Below are 19,154 nucleotides of genomic sequence, written 5' to 3'. Positions count from 1 at the left end.
GGGCGGTTGTCGGCGGTGCGGGTTAGCGTTCTCTTCGCTATGGACGAGTCGATCACGTTTCTGCACAGCTCGGACTGGCAGCTGGGCATGATGCGCCGGTTCCTCGGGCCGGACGGTCAGGCCCGGTGGGGTCAGGCGCGGCTGGATGCTGTCGCGCGGATCGGCGAGGTCGCGGAGCGGACCGGTGCAGCGTTCGTAGTCGTCACCGGAGACGTGTTCGAGCACAATCAGGTCGAGCGGCAGACGATCCTGCGGGCGTGCGAGGCGCTGAAGCGGATCCCGGTCCCGGTCGTGCTGCTCCCGGGCAACCACGACGCGCTGGAGCCCGGGTCGTTGTGGACGTCGAGCCAGTGGCTGGCGCACGCACCGGACCACGTGACGGTGCTGACCGAAACGACGCCTTTCCAGATCGTGCCGGGTGTCGAGCTCGTCGGCGCACCGTGGCGGTCGCGGCGCCCGCTCTCGGACCCGGCCGCGCCCGGGTACGCCGACCTCACCGCAGACCCGAAGACGACGCGGATCCTGCTCGCCCACGGCCAGTTGACCAGTCTGTCCGGCGGCATGTCCGACGTACCGACGATCGATCAACAAGCTTTGGAGGCCGCCGTCGCGGACGGCCGGCTGCAGTACGTCGGTCTCGGCGACCGGCACTCGACGACGCGGGTCACCGACCGGATCTGGTTCTCCGGGACGCAGGAGGTCACGTCGCCCGAGGAGGACGCGCCGGGCAACGTCCTGAAGGTGACGATCGGTGCCGGCATCGAGGTAGAGCCCATCAGGGTCGGCGCGTGGCACATGGTGGATCATCGCGTCGACCTGTTCGACGAGGAGTCGATCACCGCACTCGAGGACTGGTTCGCCGAGCTGCCGGACAAGGAGCGCACGTACGTGCGGCTGGCCGGTGACGGTTCGTTGTCGCTGCCCTTGCTGGCCCGGTTGGACACGATCATCGACTCCCAGGGCGAGGTCTTCGCGAGCGTCGAGCGTTGGGCGAAGTTCTGGACCGTGCGGCCGGCGCCGGATGCGGCGGACCTGGAGTCGCTGCAGCTGAGCGGTCCGGCACGGGCGGCGATGGAGGAGTTGCGGCAGGCCTTGGCCGGCGGCGACGAGGGCGCGGGTGCGGCGTTGTCGCTGATGCACCGATTGGCGCGGGACGCGGGATGAGATTACACAGCTTGGCGCTACGGGACTTCCGTGGCGTCAAGGACCGCATTGTCCGGTTCCGCGCGCTCGGCACCACCGTGGTGGTCGGCGACAACGAGGTCGGGAAGTCCAGCCTGGTCGAGGCGTTCGGGCTGATCTTCGACCTGCCCGACGACTCGAAGTCGACGCGGATCCGCGACATCCAGCCGGTCGGCCAGGACGTCGGCCCGGAGGTCACCGCGGAGCTGAGCCTCGGCGGTCGCGACCTGACCTACACCAAGCGCTGGCTGAAGAACCGTTCCACCGAGCTGACCATCGTCGAGCCGGACGGCCGGCGGCAGTCCTGGACCGGGCGCGAGGCGCACAACGAGGCCGAGCGGCTGTTCCACGAGAACGTCGACCCGGTGCTGTGGCAGACCTTGATGGTCAGCCAGGGACAGTCGTTGGTGCTGCCAACGCCGGCCGACGCGGAGCCGCTGATCACCGCGGTGACCGCGGAATCGGGCACCCCGGTCGACGGTGCGTCGATGCCGCTGGTGACGGCCGTCGAGCATGAGTTCCTGCGGTACTGGACGCCGCGCGGCAAGCCGACCGGCGACTTCGCGCGCTCCGCGAAGTCCGTCGATGCCGCCGAGCTGGCGTTCAAGCAGGCGTTGCAGGCGATGGAGGAGGTCCAGTCCGACATCCGTCGCGCCGAGCGGCTGAACCTCGACCTGAACGACGTGTCGACCCGCCTGACCGATCACCTCACCGGCGTCGAGGCGTTGCGCGAACGCAAGCAGGCGACGGACGAGATCTTGCTCCGCCGGGACTCGGTGAAGTCCCGTGCGGAAACCGCGAGAGCCCGGTTGGAGAACCACACTCGTACCCGGCTCGACCGGGAACGCCTCCTCGACGAGGTCGAGCGGTTCACCAAGTTCGAGTCCGAGCTCGCCGCGCGACGCGCCGACGCGGAGCTGGTCGCCAAGACCGCGGCCGAGACCGTCCAGGCGGCCGAGGCCGCGCTCGCGGAGGTCGTGGAGCTCAAGGACCTACGGCGTACCGACGTCCAGACAGCGGAACGCCGCGTCTCGGACCTGATGGACCGCGCCGAGCTGGACCGGCTGGTCGGTCAGCAGACCGAGCTCGTCGACGTCCGGGCGCGGATCGCCGCGGCCGGGACGATCCTCGACCGGATCAAGGTCGACGACGCGTTGGTGGCCGCGTTGGAGGATGCTCGCGCGGCGCTGGTCGAGGCCCGCGCGGCGCTCGCGGCCGGCGTACCCCAGGTGTCCGTACGGCGACTTGGCGCGGAGACCGTGGAACTGTCCGGGACCGGGCTGGAAGGCAACGTACCGTCGGAGCTCGGCTTCGACGAGTCGACCGAGGTGCTCGTCTCCGGTGAGCTCGTGGTCGGCGTGCCGGGGCAGGTCGAGGTGACCGTTCGGGCCGGTGGTGAGGCGGCGACGCTCCGCTCGCGCGTGGACGACGCCGTACGGCGGGAGAAGGACCTGCTGAAGAAGGCCGGCGTCAAGGATGTCGCTGCGGCTCGGGAGCTGTTGCGGAAGGCTGACACCGCGAGTGCCGAGCTGAACGAGGCACGGCGGACCGAGAAGTCGCTGACGGCCGGCGGCGATCCGGGAGAGCGGATCGCCGTACTGACCGCGCGTCTCAGGGTCGGTGAGCTGGCCGAGGACAGCAGCAAGCAGCCTGCGGTCGAGGATGTTCCGGGGCAGATGTCGCTGTTCGCGGAGTTCACCGAGGTCGAGTCGTCGCACGACACGTTGTTCGACGACTTCGACGAGCCGGGACCGAAGCCCGGGGATCTCTCGGGTGCGCAGCGGGTGCTCGAAGAGGCTCGGAGCGAGCTGGCCGATGTAGAGCGGTTGCTGACGGACGCGGAGTTCGCGGCGGCGCAGGCGCGCAAGGCGGCGGACGAGGACCGGTCCGAGGCGCAGAACGCGCGGGCCCGGTCGGAGTTGGCTGGAGAGCGGCTGGCTGCGGCAGCCGAGGCGCTGGAGTCCGCGCGGTCCGTGCTCGACGACGAGGCCGTGGCGGTGGCCGAGTCCGAGGCGACGGCTGAGGTCGAGGCGGTGCTCGAGGAGCTAACCGCTGTGCAGGCACAAGTGGACGATGCGGGCGCGGATCAGGTCGCAGGCGAACTTATGCATGCGCTGGCGGTCGCCACACGGCTCCAGGGCGAGCGGGACAACTTGCGCGATGCATTGCGTACGACGGAAGGCCGCCTGGAGCAGTCCGGGCGGGACGGACTGGCGACGCGGCGGGATGTGGCGGAGCTGGAGTTGGCCGCCGTACGCACGGAGCACGACAGCCTCCTGCGCCGGGCCGAGGCGGCGCGCCGCGTCCACGAGACGCTGAGCCGGCATCGGGCCGAGGCACAGACGAAGTACTCGGAGCCGTTGCAGAGCCGGATCGAAGCGCTCGGCCGGAGTGTGTACGGGCCGTCGTTCCGGGTCTGGCTCGACGACGACCTCGCGGTCGCGGAGCGCGAACTGGACGGCGTCCGGTTGCCGGTCGAGGCGTTGTCGACGGGTGCTCAGGAGCAGCTGGCGATCATCACGCGGCTGGCGATCAGCCACCTCGTCAGCACCGGTGAGGGCAGCGTGCCGGTGATCTTCGACGACGCCCTCGGCTGGTCCGACAAGGCCCGCCTCCGCGACATGGGCGCCCTCCTCGGCCGCGCCGGCGACCACGGCCAGGTCATCATCCTGACCTGCATGCCGGACCGCTACGAGTACGTCCCGAAGGCCACCTTCATCAAGCTGGACGGATGATCCGCTCCGGGGCGGAGTAGACGACGCAGCGGTCGCCACGGGCGAAGCCGGCCAGGGTGATGTTGAAGCGGCGGGCGAGGTCGACGGCGAGGCTCGAAGGGGCGCCGACGGCGACGATCATGCCGAGGCCGGCGGCGACCGCTTTCTGGATGATCTCGTAGCCGGCGCGGCCGCTGACGGCGAGGACCAGGCCTTTGCGACTGTGCTGGTTGAGGACGGTCCAGCCGACGACCTTGTCGACCGCGTTGTGCCGGCCGATGTCCTCCTTCACCACGACCTTGCGGCCGTCGGCGGTGAACAGGCCCGCGGCGTGCAGACCGCCGGTACGGCTGAACATCGGCTGCGCCTCGCGGAGCAGATCGGGAAGCCGACGTACGACGTCGACCGTGGCCTCGACCGGATCCACCGGGTCGTACTCGCGTTCGGCGAGTTCCTCGAGGCTCTGCTGGCCGCAGACACCACAGGCCGCCGACGTCACGCCGTACCGCAGGGGTGGTTCGCGGTCCGGGGGACCGTCGAACGTGACCGTGACCGTATTGAACTGCTGCTCGGGGGTCAGCGTGACATCGGTGCAGTAGGCAACCGTCCGGATCGCGTCCGGGCGCACCGCGAAGCCCTCGCCGAGGCAGAACCCGGCGGCCAGCTCGAAGTCGGAACCGGGGGTGCGCATCGTCACGACCAGTGGCTCGGGTGGACGGCCCGGCCATTCGAGCCGCAGCTCCAGCGGCTCCTCCGTGCTGACAACGTCCTCGCGCCGCGACGTCCGGTCGCCGTCGAGCACCTCGACCTTGAATCTGCTGGTGGGAGCCTTGGTCATACCTCTACGGTAGCCACTTCCGCCGTACGGCGAGCCAGTCGAGGTGCGTCCACGCCTGGAGCCGCTGGTGCTCGCGCAGCGCCGGCGTACAGCCGGGTGGAGGTGGGGCCTCGTAGTTGTTCATCATGTACGCCGCGATCACGGCCACGAGACAGTCGAGGTGATCCTTCGGTACGTCGGCAGTGAGCGGGCTGCGCGCGATGGCAGCGAACGTGTCGATGCCCTGGTACTGGGCGACCGGCAGCAGTCCGACCCAGTCCACCCAGCGCGGGCCGAGGGTCAGCCAGTTCCAGTCGACCATCCAGCAGGTGCGGGCGTTGTCGATCAGGATGTTGTCCGGGCGCAGGTCGGAGTGCGCGGCGGAGTCGCCGGTGAGGGCTTCGGGCGCCAACGTGACCAGCTCCGCTAGCTCCGGCAACACCCGCGGCAGCCACTCCTGCAAGCCGGTCGGCACGGCTCGCGCCGGCACCCCGACGTCGGCCCCAACCAGATCCACGAACCTGCTCAACCCATCCAACGGACTCGGCCGCATCACCTCGGCCAACTCCTCACACGCAGCAGTAACCACCCGAAAGTCGTCCACCGACCAAGGAGCCCCCGGCATCCGCCCCTCAACCCACTCGGACACAACAGCAAACCACCCGTCGACCTGGGCGGTGGTGATGATGGCTGGCGCTCGGACTGCCTTCGGAAGCTGTGGGACCACCTCGGCTTCCCGCTGGTAGGCCTCGTAGGCGTGCTGGCCCTCCCCAGCCGCCTTGACGAACACTCGACGGCCGTCGGCCAGTTGCGCCCGGGCCGCGAAGCCTCCGGTGAAGCCGGAGCTGACCGGCGACGCGACAGACGTGAGTTGAGTGCCGAGGGCAACGGCGAGGGCAACGTGTAGTGCGGGTGGGAGCGACTCCCAGCCGGGTCGCGACGAGGTGGCGAAGTAGTCGACGTCGGGCGCGCGGCTCATGTCCACGAACGATAGAGCCGCCAAGGCCGTGAGCGCTCGTGGTTTAGCGTTCGGAGCATGGTGCTGCAGGTGCTCGATCTGGTCGGGATCTTCGTGTTCGGGATCACCGGCGCGCTGGTCGGCGTACGGAAGAAGCTGGACGTGTTCGGGATCCAGGTCCTGGCCCTCGTCACCGGCCTCGGCGGCGGCTTCATCCGGGACGTGCTGATCGGCCAGACCCCGCCGGCCGCGCTCCGCGACTGGCGCTATCTGGTGGTCCCGATCGCGGCCGGCCTGCTGACGTTCTTCCTGCATCCGGGGATCGGCCGCGTCGAGCGGCAGGTGAACATCTTCGACGCGGCCGGCCTGGCCCTCTTCTGCGTGACGGGTGCATTGAAGGCGATCCAGTTCGGGCTGTCGCCGATCTCGGCCGCACTCCTCGGCACACTCTCGGGGATCGGCGGGGGAGTACTGCGGGACGTACTCAGCGGCCGCGTCCCGGTCGTACTCCGCTCCGAGATCTACGCCACGCCGGCGCTGCTCGGTGCCGGCATCGTGGTCGTCGCATCGGCGTTGGAGTACCACGCGCTCTGGGTCCCGATCGTCGCCGCGATCGCCTGCTTCGCGATCCGCCTGCTCGCGATCCGCCGCGGCTGGAACGCGCCGTTACCCCGCAATCCGTGACGGCGGCGCCCATCCGTTGACCACGGCAACCAACTCCACGTACCGCTGCCACCGCGGATCCGCGGTACGCCGTAGCTCGATCAGCTGCCCGCGCAACTCCGGGTTCGCCCACAGTTGGTCGTCCCCGGCGAGAACCCGGTAGCCGGTTGCGAGGCGCCGTACCGAGGCGCGGAAGTCTTCTGACGACACCAGCGCGGAGAGCTCCAGCCAGGCCTCGACCTGTTGGGGCTCGGCGTCGGCAGGGAGTACGGGCGTCAGGTTCTGGCGAGCTGCGGCGAGTACGGGGTCGTCGCCGAGTGCGTCGGTCAGGAAGTCGGCGATCAGCGTCCGGCGCGCTTGCTCGAACTGTGCAGTCATGTCGGTGAGCTCCTCGGGGGTCGAATGACGACGAGCGACCACCGATACGACGGCGTGCTGCGCCTGCAGCGTCCGGATCTGTACGGCGAGAGCGTCGGCGTGCGCCGCGAGTACGTCGGCCAGCGTCCGCTCCTGCTCCAGCACCGCCCGCACTGTCTCCAGATCGAGGCCCAGAGCGCGCAGTGTGCGGATGAGCTCCAGCCGGGCGACTGCGGTCGCGTCGTACCGCCGGTGGCCGGCCGACGTACGACGTGACCTGAGCAGCCCGACGTCGGAGTAGTGCCGCACGGTCTTCACCGATACCCCGGCGAGTCGCGCCACCGCACCGATCGAGTGGTCCATGCCCACCACCCTCACACCTCCCGTAACAGGAGATACAAGACTAGTTGTGGGCGAACCGCTCCTTCGGGCGGGCGAACGTGATGGAGGCCGCGGCGACGAGCGCGCAGGCGATGCCGACGCCGAACGGGACCCAGTAGGCGTCGGACGGCCCCCAGACGTCGACGGCATGACCGGCGGCCGCGTTGCCCGGGGCGACGCCGAGCAGGATGCCCGTGACGGTCCAGGTGATCGCCTCGGTCAGCCGCTCCGGCGGCACCCACTCCTCGACACAGGCGGTGACCGCGACCATCGTCGGCGCGATCGTCATACCGCAGCAGAACAGCACGGCGCCGAGCGCCCAGACGCTGTTGACCCACGGGAGCGGTGCCAGTGTGATCGCGAGGGCGATCGTGCCAAGCAGCAGCCGTCGCTCGACCGGAGCCCGCCAGTGCACTGAGCCGTACCAGAGCCCGGCCAGCAGGCTGCCGAACGCCCAGACCGCCAGTACGACGCCTGCCAGCCCCGCCTGCCCTTTCTCGGTGGTGAACGCCACTGTGATCACCTCGGCGCCACCGAGCGTCGCACCGAGGCCGAGACCGATCAGACTGAGCAGCAGGATCGAGAGCCAGGGGAGTGGTGCCTGCTCGGCACCGTCCGACTTGCCACGTCCTGGCGGGTCGGACGCGCGCAGCAGCGCCAGCCAGATGCCACCGGCCAGTCCCAGTACGCCGGCTGCGGACAGAGCGGCAAACGGACTCACCTGGGTCGCCAGCGCGGTGACGAGCACCGGACCGACGATGAAGACCACCTCGTCGCCGACTGCCTCCAGCGCGAACGCCGTCTGCAGTGCTCGTCCCCGGCCCAGCAGGTTCGTCCAGCGCGCCCGGACGAACGAACCGACCTGGGGACGGGTGCCACCGGCAATGAACGACAGCAAGTACAGGACCCACGTGGGCGCGTCAGCACGCACAGCGACGAGCAGCGCAGCCAGACCGACCGTGCAGGCCGCCGAGCCGATCAGGATCAGCCCTCGCTGGCCGAACCGGTCCACCAGTCGGCCCTGGATCGGGCCGGTGAGCGCACCGGCGATCACGGCCACGCCGGAGACCGCGCCGGCGAGACCGTACGAACCGCTCTCCTGGGCGATCAGGATGACGATGCCGAGCCCGATCATCGAGATCGGCATCCGCCCGAGAATCCCGGCAGCGAAGAACGATGCCGCTCCGCGGCGGCGCATGAGATGGAAGTAAGGCTTGAGCATGAGAGACCGGGAGCAGCTTAGGTCATGCGCGTCTGAGAAGCTTGGAATATGTCGCCTGCTGCACCCCCGTACGACGCCGTCCTCCTGCTGTCCTTCGGTGGGCCCGAGAAGCCCGAGGACGTGCTGCCCTTCCTGCAGAACGTGACCCGCGGCCGCGGGATCCCGGACGAGCGCCTGAAGGAGGTCGGCGAGCACTACTACTCGTTCGGCGGCAGGAGCCCGATCAACGACCAGAACCGGGCGCTGCTGAAGGCGCTGCGGGCGTCGTTCGACGAGATCGGGCTGGACCTGCCGATCTACTGGGGCAACCGCAACTGGGCGCCGTACCTGACCGACACGATGCGCGAGATGGCCGACGACGGGGTACGCCGGGCAGTGGTGATCGTCACGTCGGCGTACCCGTCGTACTCCGGCTGCCGGCAGTACCGGGAGAACCTCGAGGACGCCGCCCGCGAGATCCCGGACGCGCCGCGGATCGACAAGCTCCGGCACTACGCGAACCACCCCGGCTTCGTCGGATCGTTCGTCGAGTCGACCGCCGACGCGCTGAGCCGGCTGCCCGAGGGCAGTGCGATCGCGTACGTGACGCACTCGATCCCGACCGCGATGAACGCGACCAGCGGTCCCGACGGCAACGGGTACGTCGACTGGCACCTGGACGTCGCCGCGGAGATCACCGCGGAGCTGGAGCGGCGGACCGGCCAGGTACGGCGTACCGACCTGGTCTACTGCTCGCGGTCCGGGCCGCCGCAGGTGCCGTGGCTCGAGCCGGACGTGAACGACCACCTGGAGCTGCTGGCCGCCGACGGGGTCCCCGGCGTGGCAGTCGTACCGATCGGGTTCGTGAGCGACCACATGGAGGTCATCTACGACCTCGACACCGAGGCGGTCGCTACGGCCGAGAAGCTCGGGCTGCCGATGGCGCGCGCCGCGACCCCGGGTACCGACGAGAAGTTCGTCACCATGCTCCGCGACCTGGTCGTCGAGCGCGCCGCGGCCGAGCGCGGGGAACAGCCCGAACGGCCCTGCGTCGGCACACTCGGCCCGGCCTGGGACGACTGCCGCCACGACTGCTGCCCACCGCTGCGCCGACCTGTCCAAGCTAAGGAAGCCGTATGACCTCTTCTGAAGAGTTGCTCAAGCTTGCGGTCGACGTCGCGGAGGAGGCGGCGCAGCTGATCGTCGAGCGCCGCCGCGGCACGATCACCGTCGCCGACACCAAGAGCACCGTCACCGACGTCGTCACGGCCGTCGACCGCGAGTCCGAGGAGCTGATCCGGGCCCGGGTGCTGCGCGCCCGGCCGGACGACTCGTTCCTCGGCGAGGAGGGCGACGACGTGGTCGGCACCAGCGACGTGCGCTGGGTCGTCGACCCGATCGACGGCACGGTCAACTACCTCTACGACATCCCGACGTACGCCGTCTCGATCGCGGTCGAGTACGGCGGGGAGACGGTCGCCGGTGTGGTGGTGGACGCGCCCAAGGGCGAGGTGTTCACCGCGACCCTGGGTGGCGGGGCGTTCGCGGACGGCAAGCCGATCCAGGTGTCGGGCGCGACCGAGCTGAGCCAGGCGCTGGTCGGGACCGGGTTCGGGTACGACCCGGCGCGCCGCCAGGTGCAGGCCGAGGTGATCCAGCACCTGATCGCCCAGGTCCGCGACATCCGCCGGATCGGGGTCGGCGCGATCGACCTGTGCTACGTCGCCTGCGGCCGGCTGGACGCGGTGTACGAGCGCGGGCTGAACCCGTGGGACTACGGCGCGGGCGCGCTGATCGCGGCCGAGGCGGGAGCGCGGGTCGGCGGGCTGCACGGCGCTCCGGTGTCGCCGGAGATGTCGATCGCGGCCACTCCGGCGCTGTTCGAGCCGTTCCACGCGTTGCTGGCCGCGGCCGACCCTTTGCGCGCCTAGATGCCGGTGAGTGCTCGTTTCTGCGCAGTATCGCGCACTAACGAGCATTCTGGTGTTCGGTACTGACATTTGTGGCGACACGCGGGTCACAGCGTGGACCCAGTCGTGCATTGCGGCCCTTTATAGGGCACAATCCCGTCCTCGGGAACGGTGATTGCCGATCCCGGCCTGACTGTCAAGGGTTTCGGGGGACGAAAGTTCAGCGCGGTGCGCCGCTGCGGAATTTCTCGGCCGCTTCACCCGTTCAAGGGCTCAGCAGGCAACACCACGGGTACGAAGAGGGCAGGGAAACACCATGGCGACTGATTACGACGCCCCGCGCAAGACGGACGAGGAATCCTCCGAAGAGTCGATCGAAGAGCTGAAGACTCGCCGTCACGACAAGAACTCCGGCAAGGTCGACGAGGACGAGGCCGAGGCCGCGGAGAGCTTCGAGCTGCCCGGCGCGGACCTGAGTCACGAGGAGCTGGCGGTCCGGGTCCTCCCGCGCCAGGCCGACGAGTTCACGTGTTCGAGCTGCTTCCTGGTTCACCACCGCAGCCAGCTCGCCGAAACGAAGAACGGGCAGCTGATCTGCCGCGACTGCGCAGCCTGACCTGCCGCCCTACTTCGTAGCAACGCACAGCGGGACCGGTCCCACCTCGGTGGGCCGGTCCCGCTGTTGTCTCAATCGTCTTTCTTGCTGATGCTCTTCAGCAGGCTGCCGTCGGCGGCGTCCGCCTCGTAACCGGGCGGGGCGTAGCCGGTGGACTTGAGCCAGTACGCGGCCGCGCGACGCTCCGCGAACAACCGGGCAGCGGCGGCGGCACCGGCACTGACAGCGGCCCAGACGGCAACTTCGGCGTACCCGCCCTGGCCGTTCTTCGGCGGCTTCCCGCCCGATCCCAGCTTCCAGGCCGTGCTGACCGCCTTGCTCGCGGCCAGGCCAACCACGATCGTGAAGGCGGCCTGTACCAGCTTCCAGCCGATCTTCGCTCCGACCACAACACCCTCCTCGTACGACTGCTGACAGTCAGGATCTTCCCACGCTGTGCCCGCTCAGCGCCGCAGCCAGCCGGTCCGGGTGGCGCGTGGCGATCACCCAGTACGGCGCCGGGTCGGCCGGATCGGTGATCTGCACCCGCACGGCCCCGGTGATGTAGCTCCGCAGTACCAGGAACGCCTTCGGGTCGCAGTCGCGTCCGAACGCGTGCCGCGCGTCGTCGCCGGTCAGCGCCTCGACCACGCCCAGGTACGTCCGGTCGATCTCCGCGCGTCCGGCGTGCAACCGGGTGTCGTCGACCTCGACGCGCGCACCGCCGTACCGGAGGAACAGCGCCAGGAGCAGAACCGCGGCGAGCCCGCCGACCAGTGCGCCGGCCAGCGGCCCGACCGGTACGGCGACGATGACGAACAGGGTGACCACAGCGGCGGCGGCGATGATCCACCACGACACCGGCACCCGCAGAATCTCCCGATACGTACTTTGTTCCAGGCCCACGGGACCAGCCTGGCATGTGGTCCGTCCAGGCCGCTCGATAGGGTCGCTTCTCGTGACCGAGGTACTCATCCAGCGACTCGACCCCGACCTCCCGCTCCCGACGTACGCGCATCCCGGCGACGCCGGCGCGGACCTGGTGGCGGCCGCCGACCTGACCCTGAAACCGGGCGAGCGCGGCCTGGTCGGGACCGGGATCGCCATCGCCCTGCAGAACGGGTACGCCGCGTTCGTGCACCCGCGCTCCGGGCTGGCCGCGAAGCACGGCGTCTCGATCGTGAACGCCCCCGGAACCGTCGACGCCGGGTACCGCGGCGAGATCAAGGTCTGCCTGATCAACCTCGACCCGCACGCCGAGGTGACCGTGCGGCGCGGCGACCGGATCGCGCAGCTGATCATCCAGCAGGTCGAGAAGGCCCGCTTCGTCGAAGTGACCTCGTTGCCCGGTTCCGCACGCGGTGACCAGGGGCACGGGTCGACCGGCGGTTTCGGCGATGTGACACGCTGACCAGGTGCACCCGTTGACCTGCCGGATGCGCGAGACTACGGCGCTGAATCAGCGCCGGCACCACGATCAAGGAAGTAGGCAGCAGCTGTGATCTTCCGCCGTAAGGGCAAGAACGACGAGCCCGAGACGGGCGAGACCCTCGACGAGACCGGTACGGCGGACGTCCGCGCCGAGGGCCCGTTCGACTCGACCGAGGTCGACGCCGCCGACCTGGAGGCGGAGGACCGCATCGATCTGGGTGCGCTGGTCGTCACCGGCATGCCCGGCATGGAGCTGGGCCTGCAGGTCGACGAGCAGAGCGGCGTGGTGCAGGCGGTGCTGCTGATGCTCGACGACTCGGCTCTCGAGCTGCGCGCGTTCGCGGCGCCGAAGACCAGTGGCATCTGGGACGAGGTCCGCCAGGAGATCGCCGGCGAGGCCGCCCGGATGGGTGGTACGGCGACCGAGTCCGACGGACCGTTCGGCACCGAGCTGGTGCTCGTCGTGCCGGTCGAGGACCCGGAAGGACAGGTCTTCAGCCAGACCTCCCGCGTCATCGGCGTGGACGGTCCGCGCTGGCTGCTCCGCGGTACGATCCTCGGCCGTGCCGCCGTCGAGCCGGACGCCGCCGAGCCGATGGAAGCGACCCTGCGCAAGTCCGTCGTGGTCCGCGGTAACGAGCCGATGGCGGTCCGTGAGCCGCTGCCGCTGCAGATGCCGCCGGGCGCCCAGCCGAATGAGCCTGAAGAGGCCTGAGCGGACTACACTCGAAGCCATGGGTAGCAACAAGCCCGCGGGGCTGTGGAAGCGTGCCTTCCGCGGCCTGGCCGGGGACCGCGACGAGGAGGATGCGGAGGTCCTGAAGGACTTCGCGCAGGACTGTGGCGCGCGGTCCATCACCGGCTGCCACGACCGGGAGCTCGTCACGTTGTACGGCACGCTGCGCACCATCACGTTCAGCCCGCGCGGCGGCGTACCGGCCCTGGAGGGTGAGTTGTACGACGGCACCGGCACGGTCAAGCTGATCTGGCTCGGCCGCCGCAAGATCGGCGGCATCCACGCCGGGTCGGAGCTGATCGCCTCCGGGCGGATCGGCGTCGTCGACGGCGACCGGGTGATGTTCAACCCGCGCTACGAGTTGCGACCCCAGGCAGCTCATGGCTGAGCCGCACACGGAGCCGACGGTGGATGGGCCGCCCGCGAAGACCACCGACAAAGACTTCTTTCATGCCCTCGGTGGATGGGGTGCGCTGCTCGACATCGGCCTGCCGTGGATCGCGTTCCTCGTCGCATACGCCGTCACCGACCACAAGCTCCAGCAGTCGCTGCTCATCGCGGTCGGTCTCGCCGCGGTGCTCGCCGTGGTGCGTCTGGTCCGCCGGCAGCCGCTGCGGAATGTGTTCGGCGGGTTCATCGGCGTACTGATCTCGGCCTGGGTCGCCAACCGCACCGGCAACGCCAAGGACTTCTACGTCCCCGGTCTGCTGACGAACCTCGGCTACGGCGTGCTGTACCTGATCACCGTCCTGATCCGCTGGCCGCTGTTCGGTTTCCTGTACGGCGTGATCACGCAGACCGGCACCGCCTGGCGCCGCGATCCCGTGCTGCTGAAGGGGTTCTCCCGCGCGACGCTGGTGTTCGTGGGCCTGTTCGCGATCCGCCTGATCGTCCAGGTCCCGCTGTACTTCACCGGCAGCCTCAACGCCCTCGGCATCGCCAAGATCGGCCTCGGCCTGCCGTTCTACGCGCTCGCGATCTGGCTCGCGTACGCCGTACTCCGCGGCTCGATGCCCCCCGAAAAATGGGACGAAGCCCGAGACAGCATCACCCACCTCCTCCGCGGCAACAAAAAGTAGCAAACCGGACACCGCTCCACCTGACTTATTTGCCCGCCTCCGGCCGCGCACGTCGTGGACCACTCGAACCGCACCAGCCGAACCACCTGCCCCCACCGGGACGGCCACCGCTCCACGGCGACTGCCTTGCTGGCCGCCTCCGGCTGCGGGCCGCTCGAGCCGCACCATGCGGGAGCACCTGTCCCGCACCCCGGAGGACCACCGCCTCGCGACGGCCGCCTTGCCGGCCGCCTCCGGCAGCGCGCAACTGTAGAGCGCCCGGACCACAGCGGGCGGAACACCTGCCCTGCACCCCCGAGCACACCGCTTCGAGGGCGGCTGCGGCTGCGGCTGCGTTGTCGGCCGCCTTCGGCTGCGGTGCTGCTTGGACCTGCAGCGGGCGGAACAGCTGTCCCGCACCCAGCGCAATGCGGCAGGCATCGACGGCGCGACTGTCCCGCACCAGAGGCACGTGGGCTTCGCGGCGGCTGTCTGTCGGGCGCCTACGGATCGATCTGGCAGAGATCCTGGGCAAAGCGGTGCCTCCCACCCGCAGCCGAAGCCACCGAGCTGAGACCGCCAAGCTGAGGCGTCCGAGTTGGTCCGGATCGAACCGGCCGGCGACGACCCCGGGATCACGGAACCCAGTAGCCTCGCCCGTCGCACAGCCAACCGCCGCCGTTCAGCTGCGTGGTATTCCCTTGTTAGTAAGGGATTCTGGCCTCGACTCGATTTGGACGAGACCGGATCGTGATCTAGAATGGAACACATGTTCGAAGGAGATCTGGAAGAGCTTGACACCGTGGACCTGTTGGCCGCGGCGTCGGAGTTCGGCCGGGTCCAGGACCGGGCCGGGGTGCGGGTGCTGGAGGCGGCGCTGGTGTTCGCCGACCGGCACGCGGTGGTGGAGGGGTACCAGTGGCTGCCGGGCTACGAACAGATCCAGGTCTACGGCGGTGACGGCTGTCCGGGGGTGGCGGAGTTCGCGCCGATCGAGTTCGGCGCGGTGATGGGGATGTCGAGCGGTGCGGCCGCGGCGCTGATCGGCGAGGCGTTGGCGTTGCGGCATCGGCTGCCGAGGATCTGGGCGGCGGTGCTGGCCGGGAACGCGGTCGCGTGGCGGGCCCGCAAGGTCGCGCAGGCGTGTTTGGCGTTGTCGCTGGAGGCGGCCGCGGTCGTGGACCGGCGGGTGGCCGGGATCGTGAACACGGTCACGCCGGATGCGCTGGGCAAGATTGTGAAGGCTGCGGTGTGGGAGGCCGATCCGGAGTTGGCGAAGGCGCAGGCCGAGGCGGCCGCGCGGATCCGGGGTGTGTTCGTGGCGCCGTCGGATGACGACGGCACGAAGCGGTTCTGGGTGCGCGCCGCGGCGGGTGATGTGATCCGGTTCGATGCCACCATCGACGACCTGGCGCGGGCGTTGAAGATCCTGGGCGACACCGACGGCCTGGACCAGCGGCGCGCGAAGGCGATCGGCTGGATCTCCGACCCCGCAGCCGCCCACCACCTCCTCGAAGTAGCCCGCTACCTCGCCCGCACCCAACCGACCAACTCTCAGCCCACCAACTCTCAGCCCGCGGACTCCCGGCCCGCTGGCTCCCGGCCCACCGAGTCTCAGCCCGCCGACTCGCATCCCTCTCGCGCCCATCGGACGCACGTCACCCCAGACGATGCTGCCGCAGTACCGCAGTGGACCGACCCAGACGACAGGACCGTCCAGGCCGAGCGGGACGCAGCGGCAACCGTCAACAGCGCGCCGCTTACGGCCGACGATGAGGCTGAGGTCCGCGTAGAGGGCGGGGACAACGGTGCGTACGACAGCGCATCCGACGGTTGGGACGACGCTCTGTACGACGGTCGGGATGACTGCGCGGACGACCGTGGGTATGACTGCGCGGACGACGGCACGGACGACGGCGCGGATGACGGCGCGGACGACGGCGGGTATGACGGCGCGGACGAGGTCGTCCGGGACGGTGGGGGTGACGGTGATGCGTTCACGCGGCTGGCGTTGGCGGGCACGCTGCCTGCCAGGCTTGCGGCGATCAAGCAGGATGCCTACAGCAACGGCCTCGGCGCGGGCAGCGGCCGGCGGAACCGGCACACCTTGTACGTGCACCTGACCGACCGGACACTCGCCACCGGCAACGGTGTGCTGCGGGTCGAAGAACTAGGCCCGCAGCTGGCGAGCCAGCTGGCCGAGCTGCTCGGTCATGACCAGGTTGTCGTGAAGCCCGTCATCGACCTGCACGACCAGGTCAGCGTGCACAGCTACGAGATCCCGGACAGGATCCGCGAACGGGTTCGGCTGCGGCACCCGGTCGACATGTTCCCCTACAGCGGGGCCGAGGCCACCGCGCGGATGGATCAAGACCACATCACGCCGTACGAGCGCGCCGGTCCCCCCAGACAGACCGGGCAAACCACCACCGACAACCTGATACCACTCGGCCGACTCCACCACCGCGCCAAAACCTTCGGCGGCTGGCGAAGCCGACGCCTGCCCACCGGAGCCGTCGACTGGATCAGTCCCCACGGATTCCGGTTCGTCGTCGACTACACCGGCACTCGTCCAGTAGCCGACTCCGCCGAGGCGGCGCAGTAGCTGCGCTCGGCAGTAAGTCGCCTCGGCCGTAGGTGCGCTCGGCGGTAGGCGGTCTGGGAGAGGCGTCGCGAGTATGCGTCGCGCTTGCCCGGGTAAGGCTCCAGCACCCGGTCGACATGTTCCCGTACAGCGGGGCCGAGGCCACCGCGCGGATGGATCAAGACCACATCGCGCCGTACGAGCGCGCCGGTCCACCGAAACAGACCGGGCAAACCCAGCACCGACAACCTCATACCGCTGGGCAGACTCCACCACCGCGCCAAAACCTTCGGCGGCTGGCGATGCCGACGCCTGCCCAGCGGAGCAGTCGACTGGATCAGTCCCCACGGGTTCCGGTTCGTCGTCGACTACACCGGCACCCGTCCAGTAGCCGACTCGGCCGAGGCGGCGCGGCAGTAGGTTCCCGCGCCAGTAATTGGCCTCGGCCGTAGGTGCTCTCGGCGGTCGGTGGTCTGGGAATAGGCGTCGCGCTGGCACGCTGGCTCGCCGGACCCGCGTTGTGAGCGGGCGGCCCTCTGTGCGGGTGTGCCGTGTGCGGACGGTGCTGTGAGCGGGCGGGTGTGCCGGGTGCAGGCTGTGCGCTGAGGGCGGTGCCGTGGGTGGGTGGTGCTGTGAGGGGGTGGTGCTGTGAGCGAGCGGGTGTGCCGGGTGCAAGCCGTGCCCTGAGGGGCCGTGCTGGTGCGGGCGGTGCAATGAGGGAGTGGTGCAGTGAGGGGTGGTGCTGTGAGGGGGTGGTGCTGTGGGCGGGCGGTGCCGGGACCCGGCTTCGGATCGGGGAGGCGCGGGTTATGTGCGGGGTTGGACGAGCTTGAGTTGGTGGGCTTCGGGGTCGCGTAGCCGGGCTAGTGCAGTCGGCCGGCGGAGGAGTCTGTTGGTGCGACTACGCCGGTGGCGCCTGCGGTCAGGGCTTGGTTGTACATGGCGTCCACGTCGTCGTACCTGAACACGATGTCGGTCGCGGGACGGTCGGTCGGTTCGACGCCGAGGTTGACGGGTTACCGGCGCTGAGGTCAGCCTGATGCGGACGTCGGCGACCTCCACAGGCGCGACGGGACCAGAGACAGGTGCGCGAAACCGTCAGCCCGACGCTCATGTAGAACGCGAGGCCACGTCGTCGCAGAACAAGTTGACTTGGACCTTCTGGACCTGCGCCATCCGGCAACCCCAGGAGGTGCGCCCGTTACTCCGACTTGCGGTGGTGCGGTGAGAGCATGTCTTCCAGCTGCTCTTCGGTTTCGTCGGCGGCGACGAAAAGGAGTTCGTCGTTGAGTTCGAGGGTGCCTTCCGGGTCGGGGCGCAGGACGCGGCCTTCGCGGAGGATGACGACCAGGGCGGTGTCCAGGGGCCAGTCGACGTCGCCGACGCGCTGACCGATCATGGGGGAGTCCTCGGGCAGTGTCAGTTCGACCAGGTTCGCGTCGCCCTGGCGGAAGGTGAACAGCCGGACCAGGTCGCCGACCGACACCGCCTCCTCGACGAGCGCGGACATGATCCGCGGCGTGGACACCGATACGTCCACACCCCAGGCCTCGTTGAACATCCACTCGTTGCGCGGGTGGTTGACCCGGGCAACAGTGCGGGGTACGCCGAACTCGGTCTTGGCGAGCAGTGAGACGACTAGGTTGACCTTGTCGTCACCGGTGCTGGCGATCGCGACCTGGCACCGTTGCAGCGCGGCCTCCTCGAGCGAGGACAGCTCGCAGGCGTCGGCCAGCAACCACTCGGCGCGCGGCACCGACTCGGCCTTGATGGCCCGGGGGTCCTTGTCGATCAGCAGGACCTCGTGGCCGTTCTCCAGCAGTTCGCCGGCGATCGAACGACCCACGTTGCCGGCTCCCGCGATGGCTACCCGCATCACAGCTCCTCAGGCCTCTTCAGGTTTCGTGCCGAGCTGGGCCTCGATCGCGGCGGCGTCCCGCTCCAGCATCACGACGTGCACCAGGTCACCTTCTTGGACGACCGTGTCGGCGCGGGGCAGGATGCCCTCGCCGAGCCGGGTCAGGAACGCCACCCGGGCGCCGGTCGCCTTCTCGATGTCGAACGCGGGCCGACCGATCCAGTCCGCGTGCACATGGACCTCGGCCAGCCGGACGCTGCCGGACGGGTCGCGCCACTCCGGCTCGGAGCCCTCGGGGAGCAGCCGGCGCATCATCTGGTCGACGGTCCAGCGGACGGTGCCGACCGTGGGGATACCGAGCCGCTGGTACACCTCGGCGCGTCCCGGGTCGTAGATCCGGGCCACCACGTTGCTGATCCCGAAGTTCTCGCGGGCCACCCGGGCGGCCAGGATGTTCGAGTTGTCGCCGTTCGACACCGCGGCGAACGCCTCCGCGTCCTCGATGCCTGCCTCGATCAGCACCTCACGGTCGAAGCCCATCCCGACGATGGTCCGTCCGGTGTACGCCGGGCTCAGCCGGCGGAACGCGTCGGCCGACTGGTCGATGATCGAGACCGTGTGGCCGCGTTTCTCCAGACCGCGGGCGAGCATCGACCCGACGCGGCCGCAGCCCATGATGACGACGTGCACTCGCTGATCACTCCCTGCC

19 protein-coding genes are annotated in these 19,154 nt (G+C 69.6%); 11 read left to right on the top strand and 8 right to left on the bottom strand.

Going from position 1 to position 19,154, the window contains the following annotated elements; genetic code table 11:
* Positions 1–39: 39 nt before the first annotated feature.
* On the top strand, positions 40–1,164 hold the full coding sequence (locus ACWF0M_RS10965) for a metallophosphoesterase family protein (protein WP_452235434.1): 1,125 nt from the start codon (positions 40–42) through the stop codon (positions 1,162–1,164).
* Positions 1,161–3,917 carry an AAA family ATPase gene (locus ACWF0M_RS10960; protein ID WP_452235433.1) on the top strand — a complete coding sequence of 919 codons (2,757 nt, stop codon included), beginning with the start codon at positions 1,161–1,163 and terminating at the stop codon, positions 3,915–3,917. The genes ACWF0M_RS10965 and ACWF0M_RS10960 overlap by 4 nt, the downstream gene beginning before the upstream one ends.
* Here ACWF0M_RS10960 and fdhD read toward each other — a convergent pair.
* Positions 3,901–4,734 carry a formate dehydrogenase accessory sulfurtransferase FdhD gene (gene fdhD, locus ACWF0M_RS10955; protein WP_452235432.1) on the bottom strand — a complete coding sequence of 278 codons (834 nt, stop codon included), beginning with the start codon at positions 4,732–4,734 and terminating at the stop codon, positions 3,901–3,903. The two genes, ACWF0M_RS10960 and fdhD, sit on opposite strands and share 17 nt — an antisense overlap.
* A 4-nt stretch (positions 4,735–4,738) precedes the next feature.
* Positions 4,739–5,692, bottom strand: a complete 954-nt coding sequence (locus ACWF0M_RS10950) for a phosphotransferase family protein (RefSeq protein ID WP_452235431.1) — start codon at positions 5,690–5,692, stop codon at positions 4,739–4,741.
* A 57-nt stretch (positions 5,693–5,749) separates the two neighbouring features.
* Between ACWF0M_RS10950 and ACWF0M_RS10945 the strand changes: the two genes are divergently transcribed.
* Positions 5,750–6,355 carry a trimeric intracellular cation channel family protein gene (locus ACWF0M_RS10945; RefSeq protein WP_452235430.1) on the top strand — a complete coding sequence of 202 codons (606 nt, stop codon included), beginning with the start codon at positions 5,750–5,752 and terminating at the stop codon, positions 6,353–6,355.
* Here the strand turns inward: ACWF0M_RS10945 and ACWF0M_RS10940 are convergent.
* Positions 6,338–7,054: a MerR family transcriptional regulator gene (locus tag ACWF0M_RS10940; protein WP_452235429.1), complete on the bottom strand. Its 717-nt coding sequence runs from the start codon at positions 7,052–7,054 to the stop codon at positions 6,338–6,340. The two genes, ACWF0M_RS10945 and ACWF0M_RS10940, sit on opposite strands and share 18 nt — an antisense overlap.
* Before the next feature lie 40 nt (positions 7,055–7,094).
* The gene (locus ACWF0M_RS10935; RefSeq protein WP_452235428.1) at positions 7,095–8,294 is read right to left on the bottom strand and encodes an MFS transporter; all 1,200 of its coding nucleotides are present in this window, start codon (positions 8,292–8,294) and stop codon (positions 7,095–7,097) included.
* Positions 8,295–8,342: 48 nt separating this feature from the next.
* On the opposite strand from ACWF0M_RS10935, the gene ACWF0M_RS10930 reads away from it, so the two are divergent.
* The 3 genes from ACWF0M_RS10930 (at position 8,343) to ACWF0M_RS10920 (ending at position 10,799) form a co-directional block, all read left to right on the top strand.
* On the top strand, positions 8,343–9,413 hold the full coding sequence (locus ACWF0M_RS10930) for a ferrochelatase (RefSeq protein WP_452235427.1): 1,071 nt from the start codon (positions 8,343–8,345) through the stop codon (positions 9,411–9,413).
* Entirely contained in the window at positions 9,410–10,204 is a 795-nt protein-coding gene (locus tag ACWF0M_RS10925; RefSeq protein WP_452235426.1) for an inositol monophosphatase family protein, read from the top strand. Before ACWF0M_RS10930 ends, ACWF0M_RS10925 begins: the two co-directional genes overlap by 4 nt.
* Positions 10,205–10,499: 295 nt before the next feature.
* Positions 10,500–10,799 (top strand): DUF4193 domain-containing protein, encoded by a 300-nt coding sequence (locus ACWF0M_RS10920; RefSeq protein WP_131341119.1) that lies wholly within the window; start codon positions 10,500–10,502, stop codon positions 10,797–10,799.
* Positions 10,800–10,870: 71 nt separating this feature from the next.
* On the opposite strand, the gene ACWF0M_RS10915 is transcribed toward ACWF0M_RS10920, so the two are convergent.
* Together ACWF0M_RS10915 and ACWF0M_RS10910 are read right to left on the bottom strand one after the other, a co-directional pair.
* On the bottom strand, positions 10,871–11,188 hold the full coding sequence (locus tag ACWF0M_RS10915; RefSeq protein ID WP_327634266.1) for a DUF4235 domain-containing protein: 318 nt from the start codon (positions 11,186–11,188) through the stop codon (positions 10,871–10,873).
* A gap of 28 nt (positions 11,189–11,216) precedes the next feature.
* Positions 11,217–11,684: a DUF3093 domain-containing protein gene (locus ACWF0M_RS10910; RefSeq protein WP_452235425.1), complete on the bottom strand. Its 468-nt coding sequence runs from the start codon at positions 11,682–11,684 to the stop codon at positions 11,217–11,219.
* Positions 11,685–11,736: 52 nt separating this feature from the next.
* Between ACWF0M_RS10910 and dut the strand changes: the two genes are divergently transcribed.
* From dut to ACWF0M_RS10885, 5 genes are all read left to right on the top strand, one after another.
* A complete protein-coding gene (gene dut / locus ACWF0M_RS10905; protein ID WP_452235424.1) occupies positions 11,737–12,189 on the top strand; it encodes a dUTP diphosphatase in 453 nt (150 codons plus the stop codon).
* Between the two features lie 87 nt (positions 12,190–12,276).
* Positions 12,277–12,924, top strand: coding sequence for a DUF3710 domain-containing protein (locus tag ACWF0M_RS10900; protein WP_452235423.1), 648 nt, complete (start codon positions 12,277–12,279; stop codon positions 12,922–12,924).
* A 19-nt stretch (positions 12,925–12,943) separates the two neighbouring features.
* A complete protein-coding gene (locus tag ACWF0M_RS10895) occupies positions 12,944–13,333 on the top strand; it encodes an OB-fold nucleic acid binding domain-containing protein (protein WP_131341109.1) in 390 nt (129 codons plus the stop codon).
* A gap of 19 nt (positions 13,334–13,352) precedes the next feature.
* Positions 13,353–14,024 (top strand): DUF3159 domain-containing protein, encoded by a 672-nt coding sequence (locus ACWF0M_RS10890; protein ID WP_452235422.1) that lies wholly within the window; start codon positions 13,353–13,355, stop codon positions 14,022–14,024.
* Positions 14,025–14,772: 748 nt separating this feature from the next.
* Positions 14,773–16,608: a hypothetical protein gene (locus ACWF0M_RS10885; RefSeq protein ID WP_452235421.1), complete on the top strand. Its 1,836-nt coding sequence runs from the start codon at positions 14,773–14,775 to the stop codon at positions 16,606–16,608.
* 1,180 nt (positions 16,609–17,788) lie between these two features.
* Here the strand turns inward: ACWF0M_RS10885 and ACWF0M_RS10880 are convergent.
* Positions 17,789–18,463: a potassium channel family protein gene (locus ACWF0M_RS10880; RefSeq protein ID WP_131341098.1), complete on the bottom strand. Its 675-nt coding sequence runs from the start codon at positions 18,461–18,463 to the stop codon at positions 17,789–17,791.
* 9 nt (positions 18,464–18,472) lie between these two features.
* Positions 18,473–19,135 carry a potassium channel family protein gene (locus ACWF0M_RS10875; RefSeq protein ID WP_452235420.1) on the bottom strand — a complete coding sequence of 221 codons (663 nt, stop codon included), beginning with the start codon at positions 19,133–19,135 and terminating at the stop codon, positions 18,473–18,475.
* Positions 19,136–19,154: the final 19 nt, after the last annotated feature.

The sequence above is a fragment of the Kribbella sp. NPDC055110 genome, assembly GCF_053607525.1.
Note: the sequence above shows the minus strand (reverse complement) of the source record. Positions and strands in the feature narration are given on the sequence as shown.

Bases quoted from the DNA above. Each gene is read 5' to 3' on its own strand.
- ACWF0M_RS10885 (WP_452235421.1), top strand. From the start codon at position 14,773: ATGTTCGAAGGAGATCTGGAAGAGCTTGACACCGTGGACCTGTTGGCC.
- ACWF0M_RS10895 (WP_131341109.1), top strand. From the start codon at position 12,944: ATGGGTAGCAACAAGCCCGCGGGGCTGTGGAAGCGTGCCTTCCGCGGC.
- fdhD (WP_452235432.1), bottom strand. From the start codon at position 4,734: ATGACCAAGGCTCCCACCAGCAGATTCAAGGTCGAGGTGCTCGACGGC.
- ACWF0M_RS10880 (WP_131341098.1), bottom strand. From the start codon at position 18,463: ATGCGGGTAGCCATCGCGGGAGCCGGCAACGTGGGTCGTTCGATCGCC.
- ACWF0M_RS10960 (WP_452235433.1), top strand. From the start codon at position 1,161: ATGAGATTACACAGCTTGGCGCTACGGGACTTCCGTGGCGTCAAGGAC.
- ACWF0M_RS10945 (WP_452235430.1), top strand. From the start codon at position 5,750: ATGGTGCTGCAGGTGCTCGATCTGGTCGGGATCTTCGTGTTCGGGATC.
- ACWF0M_RS10950 (WP_452235431.1), bottom strand. From the start codon at position 5,692: ATGAGCCGCGCGCCCGACGTCGACTACTTCGCCACCTCGTCGCGACCC.
- ACWF0M_RS10940 (WP_452235429.1), bottom strand. From the start codon at position 7,054: ATGGACCACTCGATCGGTGCGGTGGCGCGACTCGCCGGGGTATCGGTG.
- ACWF0M_RS10930 (WP_452235427.1), top strand. From the start codon at position 8,343: ATGTCGCCTGCTGCACCCCCGTACGACGCCGTCCTCCTGCTGTCCTTC.
- ACWF0M_RS10920 (WP_131341119.1), top strand. From the start codon at position 10,500: ATGGCGACTGATTACGACGCCCCGCGCAAGACGGACGAGGAATCCTCC.
- ACWF0M_RS10935 (WP_452235428.1), bottom strand. From the start codon at position 8,294: ATGCTCAAGCCTTACTTCCATCTCATGCGCCGCCGCGGAGCGGCATCG.
- ACWF0M_RS10965 (WP_452235434.1), top strand. From the start codon at position 40: ATGGACGAGTCGATCACGTTTCTGCACAGCTCGGACTGGCAGCTGGGC.
- ACWF0M_RS10925 (WP_452235426.1), top strand. From the start codon at position 9,410: ATGACCTCTTCTGAAGAGTTGCTCAAGCTTGCGGTCGACGTCGCGGAG.